The 11,904-nt window shown below is 61.6% G+C and carries 12 protein-coding genes; 8 read left to right on the top strand and 4 right to left on the bottom strand.

Translation table 11 applies throughout. The features are described from left to right. Positions 1–217 precede the first annotated feature (217 nt). The gene (locus LOY54_RS04095; RefSeq protein WP_258609396.1) at positions 218–1,168 is read left to right on the top strand and encodes a MerR family transcriptional regulator; all 951 of its coding nucleotides are present in this window, start codon (positions 218–220) and stop codon (positions 1,166–1,168) included. Here the strand turns inward: LOY54_RS04095 and LOY54_RS04100 are convergent. After that, positions 1,153–1,770 (bottom strand): hypothetical protein, encoded by a 618-nt coding sequence (locus tag LOY54_RS04100; RefSeq protein WP_093387998.1) that lies wholly within the window; start codon positions 1,768–1,770, stop codon positions 1,153–1,155. The two genes, LOY54_RS04095 and LOY54_RS04100, sit on opposite strands and share 16 nt — an antisense overlap. 68 nt (positions 1,771–1,838) lie before the next feature. Further along, the gene (locus LOY54_RS04105) at positions 1,839–2,300 is read right to left on the bottom strand and encodes a PAS domain-containing protein (protein WP_258609398.1); all 462 of its coding nucleotides are present in this window, start codon (positions 2,298–2,300) and stop codon (positions 1,839–1,841) included. A 142-nt stretch (positions 2,301–2,442) separates the two neighbouring features. Here LOY54_RS04105 and LOY54_RS04110 point away from each other — a divergent pair, with 142 nt between their 5' ends. After that, entirely contained in the window at positions 2,443–2,898 is a 456-nt protein-coding gene (locus LOY54_RS04110; RefSeq protein WP_258609400.1) for a flavodoxin, read from the top strand. Here the strand turns inward: LOY54_RS04110 and LOY54_RS04115 are convergent, their stop codons facing one another. Then, positions 2,899–3,786 carry a LysR family transcriptional regulator gene (locus LOY54_RS04115; RefSeq protein ID WP_258609402.1) on the bottom strand — a complete coding sequence of 296 codons (888 nt, stop codon included), beginning with the start codon at positions 3,784–3,786 and terminating at the stop codon, positions 2,899–2,901. A gap of 96 nt (positions 3,787–3,882) precedes the next feature. On the opposite strand from LOY54_RS04115, the gene LOY54_RS04120 reads away from it, so the two are divergent. From LOY54_RS04120 to LOY54_RS04145, 6 genes are all read left to right on the top strand, one after another. Beyond that, entirely contained in the window at positions 3,883–4,269 is a 387-nt protein-coding gene (locus LOY54_RS04120) for a CidA/LrgA family protein (protein ID WP_258609404.1), read from the top strand. Continuing rightward, positions 4,259–4,945 (top strand): LrgB family protein, encoded by a 687-nt coding sequence (locus LOY54_RS04125; RefSeq protein WP_093388009.1) that lies wholly within the window; start codon positions 4,259–4,261, stop codon positions 4,943–4,945. Before LOY54_RS04120 ends, LOY54_RS04125 begins: the two co-directional genes overlap by 11 nt. A 186-nt stretch (positions 4,946–5,131) precedes the next feature. Then, a complete protein-coding gene (locus tag LOY54_RS04130) occupies positions 5,132–6,037 on the top strand; it encodes an alpha/beta fold hydrolase (protein WP_258609406.1) in 906 nt (301 codons plus the stop codon). 129 nt (positions 6,038–6,166) lie between these two features. Beyond that, positions 6,167–7,075, top strand: coding sequence for an SDR family oxidoreductase (locus LOY54_RS04135; RefSeq protein WP_408980555.1), 909 nt, complete (start codon positions 6,167–6,169; stop codon positions 7,073–7,075). Positions 7,076–7,150: 75 nt separating this feature from the next. Beyond that, positions 7,151–7,504 (top strand): hypothetical protein, encoded by a 354-nt coding sequence (locus LOY54_RS04140; RefSeq protein WP_045196112.1) that lies wholly within the window; start codon positions 7,151–7,153, stop codon positions 7,502–7,504. A gap of 503 nt (positions 7,505–8,007) precedes the next feature. Then, positions 8,008–11,064: a hypothetical protein gene (locus LOY54_RS04145; protein WP_258609408.1), complete on the top strand. Its 3,057-nt coding sequence runs from the start codon at positions 8,008–8,010 to the stop codon at positions 11,062–11,064. 10 nt (positions 11,065–11,074) lie between these two features. Here the strand turns inward: LOY54_RS04145 and LOY54_RS04150 are convergent, their stop codons facing one another. Beyond that, positions 11,075–11,854: an IclR family transcriptional regulator gene (locus LOY54_RS04150; RefSeq protein WP_045196116.1), complete on the bottom strand. Its 780-nt coding sequence runs from the start codon at positions 11,852–11,854 to the stop codon at positions 11,075–11,077. Positions 11,855–11,904 lie beyond the last annotated feature (50 nt).

Genomic DNA, 11,904 nt, shown 5'->3' on the forward strand with positions numbered 1-11,904 from the left:
GCGTGGCGGGTAGGCCTGCCCCTTGAACGCCGCCCGGGGTGCTGGGCGGTATTCGCTTCTGTGCAAGAATCGATGCAAGAATCGGGCGCGGATTATTCCTTAAATAAGCTGACTCGTCAGTGCTGGTACTCGCCCACCTGTTAGAAATGCCAATGGTGGTGCTGGTGATTGGCGGAGTAGAATGACAATTGGCCCATAAACCCGCGGTTTCCCGGCAATGATCGAACCAGACCAGCCTTCATTGAATTCCCGTGAGTTTGACCACGAAGAACTGTTCCCGATCCGCGAAGTATCCCGCCTGACCGGTATCAATCCGGTCACCCTGCGTGCCTGGGAGCGCCGTTATGGGCTGATTCAGCCCACGCGCACCGAAAGTGGGCACCGTTTGTACTCGCAAGCGGACATCGACGAGGTACGTAGCATCCTCGGCTGGATCGAGCGCGGGGTTGCCGTCAGCAAGGTCGGGCGCATTTTGGCCAAAAGCCAGAATCTGAAGAGCGAAAGCCAGCCACTGCGTAGCGACGAATCCCAGGCCGATTTCAACCAATGGCAAACCCAGCTGCGCCAGGCCGTGAGGGCATTCGACGAGCGCCGCCTTGAGCGGGTGTACGGCCAGGTGTTCAGCAGTTATCCACAGCTGGTGGTGTTCCAGGACATCGTTATGCCGGTCTGGCAGGAGCTGCGCAGTACCCACGAAGCTTTCGGCCAGGCCAGTGAATGGCTGTTTCTCGACAGCTTCCTGCGCGGGCGGGTGTTGCAACGTTTGCAGCTGGCGCGTGAGCAGCAGGAAGTGCGCGTGCTGCTGGCGGCGATCCCCGGCCAGTGCCGCGAACTTGAGTTGCTGGTGGCGGCGCTGTTGCTCGGCACCAGCGAAATCGCCATCAGCGTGCTCGGCCTCGGTCAGCCGCTGGAAGAGCTTGGCCTGGTCTGCGAGCGCATGACCCCGCATGCCCTGGTGCTGTTTTCCAATCATCCGCCGGCCAGTGATTTACCCAAGCGCCTGGCGCGCTTGGCGCTGGCACTGGAGTGTCCGTTGTTGCTGGCGGGAGAGGCGGCGGACCTGGCCCAGGACAGCCTGATCGGCTCGCAAGTCGCGTGTTTGGGCAGCGAAGGACGCTTGATGCGCCGGCGGCTGCAGCAGTACCTGGCCGGTCACCTGGATTCTTGAGGGTGCAGCTCCGGATGGGCGCGCCGGTGTGCCTGGAGAATGTATTCGCGTAACCGCTCGATTTCAGCCGGCAAGCTCTGGCCCAGGTTATAGGCGGCCAGGCGTTCGCCGGTGCGCCGCTGCAGGGTGCCGTGCAAGGCAATCGGGGCATCGCCGTCGGGGCTGAACCAGAGGTCGAAGTGTTTTGGTGGTTCGGGCAGCTCGCGCACTTCCAGCAACACACCCTTGAACGAGATTTCCCGCACCCACAAGCCGGTACTCAGGCCCAGCTCGTCTTCCAGTGCCACCGGTTGCTCCAGGGTCAGGCGCCAGGGGCGAACCACGGCGCCTTCTTCATAGATGTTCGGTGCACCCAGTTGCAGGTGCAGGGCATGGAACTCGTCTTCAACCAACTGCAGCGGAAAGGTCATCTGCTGGTTGTTGAACTGGGCCTGCAGGGTTACCTGCTCGTCGGCGATCAGTCGGGTCAGCAGGTTTTTGATTGCGCTGCCGCCATTGACCATCAGGCGCGACGCCGGTTCAGCCGGGATGGGCTGGGCCGCGTGCTGCATGGAGCGGATGAAGTCCAGCTCATCCTGGGTCAGAAGGGCATCTGCTTGCATGGTCGAACTCGAAGTTACAATCGTGAATGCGTTTCTTCACCGTCATGGACAACCAAACGGCGTGTTTGTTAAGACCGTTGGTCGGCTTCCAGCGCCGCGATGCGCGCGCGGGCGTCGGCCAGTTGGCGCTCAAGCTCGACTACCCGCTGTTCGGCTTCGACCTGGCGGCTGACATCCTTCTGGATGCCGATGAAATACTTGCGCTTGTCAGCCTCATTGAGCACCGGGGTAATCGACAGTTCATTCCAGAACGCGCTGCCGTCCTTGCGGTAGTTGCGCAGGATTTCCCGGCTTGGCAGGCCATCCTTGATCGCCTGGCGAATCAATGCCCGGGCGCCCTGGTCGCGATCGTCGTTCTGCAGGAAGCGGCAGTCGCGGTAGAGGATGTCGTTGGCGTCATAGCCGGTCAGGCGCTCGAAGGCCGGGTTGACGTAGATCAGGATGGTGTCGTCGTCGCCTTCCTGTTCGGCCACCACGATCCCGTCGTTAGAGGCGTCAATCATGCGCTGCAGCAGTGTGGCATTGATCATCTTGTTAGGTCCGCAAGGGCTGTAGATCGGGCATGCTGGCTGATTCTAGTGGATTGGCCGTCGCTGTACAGCGGCAGATTAAGGCCTTTTGCCAGTGCCTGATGCTAGTATCCTACGTTTTTACTCAGTTTCGGAAACCTCTATGAAAGTCGTGATCCTTTCCGGTTCGGTCTATGGCACCGCCGAAGAAGTCGCTCGGCATGCCGAGAAGTTGCTCAAACAAGCGGGTTTCGAGGCTTGGCACGCCCACCGGGCTACCCTGCAGGACATCCAGGGCTTTGCCCCGCAGGCATTCCTGGCCGTGACCTCGACCACCGGCATGGGCGAGCTGCCGGACAACCTCATGCCGCTGTTCAGTGCCATTCGCGATGTGCTGCCGGCCGAGTGGCGCGGCCTCAAGGGCGCGGTGATCGGCCTGGGCGATTCCAGCTATGGCGATACCTTCTGCGGTGGCGGCGAGCAACTGCGCGAGCTGTTTGCCGAGATGGGCCTGGTAGAGGTTCAGCCGATGCTGCGCCTGGATGCCAGCGAAACCGTTACCCCGGAAACCGACGCCGAGCCGTGGCTTGCCGAGCTGGCTGAAAAGCTGCGCGGCTGATCATTGCGCCTGTGGCTGCTCGCGCAGCAGCTGCAGCCAGGCCTGGGCGGCGCGCGACAGGTAGGCGCCCTGGCGCCAGATGAAGGCGATGTCCCAGCGCAGGTCGGTCGGCGCGCTCAGGGCCAGGCGCACTACCCCCGGTCGTTCCAGGCCGCGGGCCACCACACTGGGCAACAGCACCACCCCCTGGCCTGCCGCCACCAGCGCGGCGAGAAAGTCGGCCTGGCCGCTACGGCCACCCTCCCTGGGGGTGAAGCCCAACTGCTGGCAAGCGCCGAGCAATCGGTCATTGAGCACGAAGCTGCGCTGATAAAGCAGGAACGGCGTGTCGGCCAGTTGCACCAGGCTGACCTGGCCGGCAGCGGCTAAAGGGTGCTCGGTGGGCAGCAGGGCATCGAGGGGCTCGTTGCAAAATGGTTGGTAGGCAAAGGCCGGGTCGCTGGGGGTGAGGCTGCCGCCCAGTTCCAGTTCACCGCTCAGTACGGCCTGCTCGACGCTGCGACTGCCGCCTTCGAACAGTTGAATGCTGATGTTCGGGTAGCGCCGCCGGTATTCGGCGAACAACCGTGCGAACAGCGCATCACTGCCCAGCAGTGGCAAGCCCAGCCTCAGTTCGCCGCGGGCCAGTTGGCTCAGGTCATCGAGCTCGCTGAGCAGTTCCTGGCGCAGGCGCAGCATGGCCTCGCCGCGTTCAAGCACGATCTTGCCGGCAGCGGTCAGGTGCAACTGCGAGCCCTGGCGCTCCAGCAGCGGCACGCCCAGGTCCTGCTCCAGTTGCGCAACCTGCTTGCTCACCGCCGACTGGCTGATGTGCAGGGTTTGCCCGGCCTGGGTAAAGCCGCCACGGTGCACCACTTCAAGAAAACTGCGTAGCTGTTTGAATTCCATAGCCTGAATTCCAATCTGGAATAGCTGGCAGTCTAACAATTCGCTTTTGGCGTGGGGAGCAGGCTTTTAAAATACGGGCCTGAGAGGACCCCCGCGATGAAACCCCCTGTGTTAAACCGATTTGTCCGCCTGCTCGCCGAGCTTGCGGTGTTGCTTGCTCTTTATAAGGTCGGTGGCCTGCTGGCCGCCTGGTTGGCCTGGCCGATTCCCGGCGGGGTCATGGGCCTTGCGCTGTTGCTGCTGCTGTTTGCTTTGGGTGTGCTCAAGCCGGCCATGTTGCAGCTCGGTGCCGGGTTGTTGATGGCCGAGATGCTGCTGTTCTTTATTCCGGCGCTGATGAGCCTGCTTGATTACGGCAGCCTGCTGCGCGATGAGGGTTGGCGGATTTTGCTGGTGATTGGCGTGAGTACCCTGCTGGTGATGGTGGTGACGGCGGTGACGGTGGAGTGGATCTGCCGCTGGAGGTTGCGCCATGACGCTTGAGCCGATGCCGCTGTTCTGGCTGGCCCTGACCCTGCTGGCCTATCTTGGCAGCCGCTGGTTGTACCGGCGCACCGGGCGCTACCTGCTGTCACCGTTGATCCTGGTGCCGGCCGTGCTGCTGGCGATCGCCGTGCCGCTGCACACCGCCTATGCCGAGTACGCGCGCAACACTCACTGGCTGATGTCGGTGCTGGGCCCGGTCACGGTGGCCTTTGCCGTACCGATCTGGCAACAGCGCGCCTTGCTCGCCCGCCACTGGCCGGCCCTGACCCTCGGCATGCTGGTCGGCAGTGCGGCCTCGATTGGCAGTTCCTGGGGCCTGGCGCAGCTGTTGGCACTGGACAGCTCGGTGAGCCTGTCGCTGGTGCCGCGCTCGATCACCACGCCCTTTGCCATGCCGCTGGCCAAGGACCTGGGCGGCGTGCCGGAGCTGACCGCGGTGTTCGTGATGTTCACCGGAGTGCTCGGGGCGATGTTTGGTGGCGTGCTGCTCAAGTACCTGCCGCTGCGCACGCCGTTGGCCCGTGGCGCGCTGTTCGGCGTCGGCGCCCATGGGGCGGGTGTCAGCCGCGCACATGAAGTGGGCGGTGAAGAGGGTTCGGTGGCCGGCCTGGTGATGGTTCTCACCGGCCTGCTCAATCTGTTTGCCGCGCCGTTGCTGACCTTGCTGCTGTGATTCACCTCGCTATTTTGCGCCCTGACTCCCAAGGTCAATAAGCTGGCTGCCAACGCAACTCTCGGCCAGGGCCTGCCTGACTAGACTGACGATCAATAGAGCACACGTATGTGCCGAGGTGATTGCAATGATCGCAGCCGATGCCTTGCCCAACACGACTACCTGTCACTTACCGGGACCACTGTGATGCCTTTGGCCGAGATTCCATTGTGCGTCTGGCGGACCCGGGGCCTGAATTTCGCGTTCCGTGGCCAGACCATTCGTTACTGGAGCGCAGGGCAGGGCGAACCGCTACTGCTCATTCATGGCTTTCCCACCGCCAGTTGGGACTGGCACTACCTGTGGGCGCCGTTGGCCCAGCGTTTCCGGGTGATTGCCTGTGACATGCTTGGCTTTGGCGATTCGGCCAAACCGCTGCATCATGACTACAGCCTGCTGGAACAGGCCGACCTGCAACAGGCGCTGCTGGCGCACCTGCAGGTCGAGCAGCCGGTGCATGTGCTCGGCCATGACTATGGCGGCAGCGTCGCCCAGGAGTTGCTCGCCCGCCACCATGAGGGCCGGGTGCAGATCGCCAGTTGCGTGTTCCTCAATGGCGGCCTGTTCCCCGAGCGTCATCGGCCGCTGATGATCCAGAAACTGCTGCTCAGCCGCCTGGGCTGGCTGGTCGGGCGCTCGTTCGGGCGCGATGACCTGGTGCGCCACGTTACCCAGATCTACGGCCCCTGCACCCATCCCAGCGAGAGTGCGCTGGACGATTACTGGAGCCTGATTGCTTCCAACCGTGGCACGCGTATCCTGCACAAGCTCATTGCCTACCTGCCCGAGCGGGTCGCCCACCGCGAGCGCTGGGTTGGCGCGATGCAGGCCGAAGGGGTGCCGCTGCGGCTGATCAACGGCGCGGTCGATCCGGTGTCCGGCGCGCATATGGTCGAGCGTTATCAGGAGCTGGTGCCCAATGCCGATACGGTGATGCTCCAGGGCATCGGTCATTACCCCCATACCGAAGCACCGGTACAGGTGCTGCGCCATTACCTGGCGTTTCGTGAACAACCCTTGGTGAGTGTGCCGCAGAAAGTCGCCTGGTCCTGAGCGGCCCGGCGTGCGCAATCATCGCCTGGCCTTATCGCCTGCCATTCAGCGCCTGCCCGCTTGATTGTGTGCCAGCCGCGGCTGGTCGACACTCGGGCATCCCTCCCTTGTTCTGCTGGAGAACTGAGCATGACGATTCGCTTGGACGATAAAGTGGTGATTGTCACCGGCGCTGGCGGTGGCCTGGGGCGCGCCCATGCCCTGCTGTTTGCCCGCCATGGCGCGCGAGTGGTGGTCAACGACCTGGGCGGCTCGACCCACGGTGAAGGCGCCAGCGCCTCGGCTGCCGACCGGGTGGTGGCGCAGATTTGTGAAGCGGGCGGCATGGCCGTGGCCAACCATGACTCGGTCACCGATGGCCAGCGCATTGTCGAACAGGCCCTGGACAGCTTCGGCCGCGTCGATATCGTCATCAACAATGCCGGCATCCTGCGCGACAAGACCTTCCACAAAATGGACGACAGCGACTGGGAGCAGGTCTACCAGGTACACCTCGAAGGGGCCTACAAAGTCACCCGCGCCGCCTGGCCGCACTTGCGTGAGCAGAACTGGGGGCGGGTGATCTTCACCGCCTCGACCTCGGGCATCTATGGCAACTTCGGCCAGGCCAACTATGGCGCGGCCAAGCTCGGCCTGTATGGCCTGACCCGCACCCTCGCTATCGAAGGGCGTAAGCACGGCGTCCTGGTCAACGCCATCGCCCCCACGGGTGGCACGCGCATGACCGAAGGGCTGATTCCGCCACAGGTGTTCGAACAACTCAAGCCGGAGCTGGTTAGCCCGCTGGTGGTGTACCTGGGCAGTGACGCCTGCCAAGACAGCGGCGGCTTGTATGAAGTTGGCGGTGGCTGGGTCGGCAAGGTGCGCTGGGAGCGTAGCCTGGGTGTTGGCTTCGACCCGCGCGAGGGCTTTTCGCCTGAAGACATCGCCGCCAACTGGCAGAAGATCGGCAGCTTTGACAACGCCGTACATCCCAAGGACAGCCTCGAAGCCCTGCAACAGATGATGGCCAACCTGCAGAAGTATCCACAGGGCTGAACCTGGCCCAAGGTTGTGGTCGCCGGCTGAAGTTGCCTATGCTGGACGGCCACCTTGGTTGCAGGAGCACAGAGGATGTACGAATCCAGAACGGACGCTGTCATCTCTACCCGACAGTTTGGCTATCGCCTGATGTGGCACGGGATCGCGGCCTGCCTGTTGCTGATCGGCTCGATCCTGTTTGGCGTGGTTGGCCATCTGTACTTCGAGCCGCAAGTGCCCTGGCACGATGCCGTGTTCAACGCCACCTTGCTGCTGGGCGGGGTAGGGCCGGTGATCCTCCCCGAGTCTATTGGTGGCAAGCTGTTTTTCGCAGGTTACGGCCTGTATGTCGGCCTGGTGTTCGTCGCCAGCATCGGCCTGATCCTGGCGCCCATCGCTCACCGATTGTTGCACCGATTCCACTTTGATGACGCCGACGACGACTGAGTTGCAGGCATAAAAAAGGCCGCTGCAGTGCAGCGGCCAAGTAAGACGCAGATCAAGGAGCTTCAAAATCAACGTCGGTGAACCTGGAGAAGACGCCATCAGGCGGGGTGTGCACGCCGGTTGATGGAATATGCTGACGCTTTCATTTGGCGTCAGCACCGTCTTGGTGTAACCAGAATAGGCGCCTGTCAGAATCGGAAAAATAGGTATTTCTGACATTCACTGTTACAACTCAGGTAACAGTCAGCCCCCAAGACAGTAACCCGCTGTTTCACGAAAGTCAGTAAGCGAGTGTAAGCAACTGTGCACACTGTCCTTTTATTCTTATATGGAAATGGGCTGTTGCTTTAGTTAGCTGTAGGGCAATTCATTGGGTTTGAAAAAACGGGAGCCTGGGCACTTTCCAGAGATAGCAACCGGGACGGGTTTCGCTGAAATTTCCCTGAAGGTGGGCAAGTCAATTAGTCGCGTTATGACTATCAACCACCAACGGACATCAGCATATGGAATCGACCCGTTCGCTTGACACACTCGCGTTGAGCTACGACGACAGTACTCTGGAGACACTGCTGCTGGAAATGACCAGCAGCACTTTTGAAATCCAGCGCCAGCTTGAGTCGGTGGCAACGCTGCAGGATGCAGCGCTGATCAGTTTCTGGGAGAGGGCACGCAAGCCGGGTGCAAAGCCGCTGAGCTTGTTTGTGCACCTGACGAAATTGTTTTTTTTCGATCTGCGTTACTTTGCTTTGCGCCATCCCTGGCAGCAGCCGGAAATGGCAGCGCTGGAGGAGCAGATTTTCGATCCCGATGAGCACGTTCGCATTCTGACCCTCGATATCCAGGGAGAGACGGCGATGTTGCCGTTGGCGTTTGTCATCAGCGAGTCGTTCGACCCGTCATCATCCAGCAAGCTCTGGTTTTACAGCCTGCAGGAGGGGTTGCAAGAGCAGGGGGATGCGCGGCGATTCATCGACAGAATGATGCTGCGCCTGTGCGCACCGGCTGCCAAGGATCCCTTGGTGCAGCCGTTGCCGCACGGAATAAAACAGCTACTTGCGCAAGGCCACACGCCGCTATTGAGCCTGGTATCGCTGAGCGATAGTCCGTTTCGACAACAGGTAGACGATGTCCGCCAAGCCCTGCGCGGGGTTCCTGCCCACGATCTGCTGCAACCACGCCTTGCAATCAGGCTCAGGCAGCACCGCCACGCACAATTGCCTGAATGGTTACGTGTTCTTGAGGGTGAACAACGTACCGCCTTCGAGTTGCGCGAACGAGCTGTTGCTTTGTGCCAGCAACGGGTCGATGAACACCTGCAAGGTAGGGCCAGCGTTGAGGACTATGCCGCTGCGCAGATCGCCGCTTACCTGTTGCAGGCCTTGGGTGTCGAGAGAGATGCCGGGCAACTGCGCGTTCGAGTCAGGCATGCACTGGACGTCGAGGGTGAAACGATACAGGGTGAGCGCGAGATGTCGCTGGTGCAGTGGGTGTTGTCCGGTGGTTACCCCGGCAGCGAGTTTCAAGCGCAAATCATCGATGCAAAGCTGGCCGCGCACCTGACGCCGGATTTCCTTCAGCGCATGATCGATGAACTTGGCGTTCGATTGAGTTACCGGCAAGCGCTGCAATCTTCCTACCTCGACGGCTCTGGCCCTCAACTGATGAGCGACGTGGTCAATGCACGGTTGGCCTTGAGCGCCCTGGCCGCGCGCTACCAAGGGTTCGACCGGGAGGCTTGCGACGCTCTGGAAGCTGCTCGCAACCATACCGGCGCTCTGGCTGCGCTTGGGATCGACGCGGGGGCGGTGATCCTTGAGCCCTTGCAGTTGGCGTTCAAGGATATGCTCTACCTGAGTTTTGGCTCGCAGGACAATCATCGTTTCCTGCTCTATGCCCCTGGCGCGCCGGAAGCGGATCTGCGGGTGTTCAGCAATGTGGGGCAGCTCAGCCTGGAAATTGCCCGTTGGGCTCTGACCGACCAGGGGCAAACCTATCTGCTTGGCCAAGTGCCGGTCAACGCCAGGATGAGCTTCAGTCGGTTTCTCAAGCAGACGCAAAAATTGCCGGGCACCTGGTCCCGACAAACAGTGGCACTGGAGCGCTGGCCCGATGCGAGTTGGCCGAGGGTGTTGTCGCAAGTTGCTTTCAGGAAGGTCTCGGCGTTACTTGACCAACAGCAATTGGCCACGCCTCAGTGGTTCATCGATGCATCCCGAGTTCAACGCCAGCAACTGAGCCATGTTGATGCTCAACTGGGTGCGATCCAGGACGCCTACCAACAGCTCAACACTATCGAGCCCTTTGCCAAATACGCCCATCGCCAGGTGCAGGACTGGATCAAGAAGCTTCTACCTGCGTCTGATATAGACCCTGATACCGTACTGGTGGAGCTTGAGGACGGTGGCATAAAGACGCTCACCCGCACGGTCATTGAAGGTTACGACAGCAGTTTCAACTTCGCCGACTTTGCCAGAATCACCTCCACCATCGGCCAGGACCTGTCGCGACTCGATCGTGCCTCTGTCGATGGCTACATTCGATCTGCCAGGCTGGGTGAGCGCTACATCCAGATGATTCGCCGGCGCCTGCTCGACCCCGTTGAGCCACAGTACAAGCGCCGTCGCCTGCTTCACCGCGAGCTGCTGCGTTTGCAGGTCCACCGCGCCTGGCTGAGTGAAAGCATGGCGGGGCGCCTGACGTCCGAGCAGAGCGGGTGGCTGGGCATTGCTGTCGACAAGCTGGTTGATCTGGAGCCTGCGGTCGTTGGCGGTGAGCGGACCTCTGGCAAGAACGGTCTGTTCCAGCTGGCCCTGAGGGGCCGCAGGGTAGAGGGTGTGTACCTGTTCAGGAACGTATCGCAAAGTGTCGTCGAAGATCTTGTCTACACCCCCGATGCGCCAGATGACCTGATCTTCCGTACGCCGCAAGCATTGGCGCTTCAATGGGAAGCGCTGCAGGACTATTTCTACCTGCGCGTGAGCATCGATGATCAGCCGGCCATCGGCAGCCTGATCGACAGTGTTGAACGAGCAGCTGATGGTCAGGCAATGGTCCTCGAGGCGATCAGCGACTGTAAGCGCGTGACCGATCTTGCCCATGAATTCGACGTGATGGTCGAGCGGATCATTGCCGATGTGGACGCCGACACCACCAGTGTGGCCGAACGAATCTGGGGCATCCTCTTCGAGGTCGCCATCGGCGTTGCGGCGATTCTTTCGATTCCCTTTCCACCGGCCACCCTGGCGCTGAACGTGGTGCTGACCTTGCGCTCGTTCGTGCAAGGTGCGCTGGCCTACGAGGATGGCGATCGGGCTTCAGCCTTGAAGTGGTTTGTTGTCACGGCTGTGGGGGTCGTGTCGATTTCCGGCGTGGCAGGGCGCTTCGCCAGAGCGTTATCGAAGCTGTCCAAGGGCCCCGGCTCGCCGACCACCGAGCTGCTGAAAAAGCTGGTCGCCGACTTTGGCAAGGCGGGTTCGGAAACAGTCTCCAGCGTCGGTGAGGCGTTGGACGATGAACTCACCTTGTTCCTCAAACACCTGGAGCGAACGGTTCCTGCCTGACGAGATGGGCTCAGGCCTCATACCCCATGCGCCAACTGATGGTCCTGGCGGTGGCCAGCAGTTGTTGCGCAGCGGGGCCCTGTTCATCCGCGTGGAAAATCGAGGTCGGGCCGACCACGGTCAGCACTGCGGCAATCTTGCCCACGGCGTTGAACACAGGAGCGGAAAGCGCATCGACTCCGGGCATCAGCAGGCCATGCACATGATGCAGGCCGCGTTGGCGGATGGTCGCAAACAATGCCTGGTATTCGTCGGCACTGTGACCTGATGCGGCCAGCTCTTGCTCGCGCAACTCGATGGTTTCACGTTCTGGCAGGTAAGCGCCGAACACCAGGCCAGTGGAGGACGTCAGCAAGGGCAGCACCGAACCGATCTGGGTGACCACGGTAACCGCCCGCACCGCCGGCTCGATGTTGACCACGGTGGCGCCCTGGTTGCCCCACACGGCGATGAAGCAGCTTTCGTTGAGCTCGTCGCGCAGTTGCGACAGCGGCAGCGCCGCCTCTTTCAATACATCCATCCCGCCAAGCGCGGCCAGGCCCACGCGCAGGGCTTCGCGACCGAGGCCGTAATGGTTGGTGGCCGGGTTTTGCTCGGCAAAGCCGCTGGCGATCAAGGCCTGCAGGTAGCGGTGGACCTTGCTCGCCGGCATGTCGACGTGCTCGGCCAGGCGCGACAGCGAGGTGGACGGCGATAACTGGGCCAGAGCCTTGAGGATGTCGGTGCCGACCTCGGCCGAGCGGACCTTCTGTTTGCCGGAGCTGTCGGCGGGGGAGCTGGCTTTGGCCATGGGGGAGTCGATCCGGGGAGTTTGATGGGCGTCTTTATAGCTTGACGGTC

It is taken from the genome of Pseudomonas sp. B21-032, from assembly GCF_024748965.1.
Classification (GTDB): domain Bacteria; phylum Pseudomonadota; class Gammaproteobacteria; order Pseudomonadales; family Pseudomonadaceae; genus Aquipseudomonas.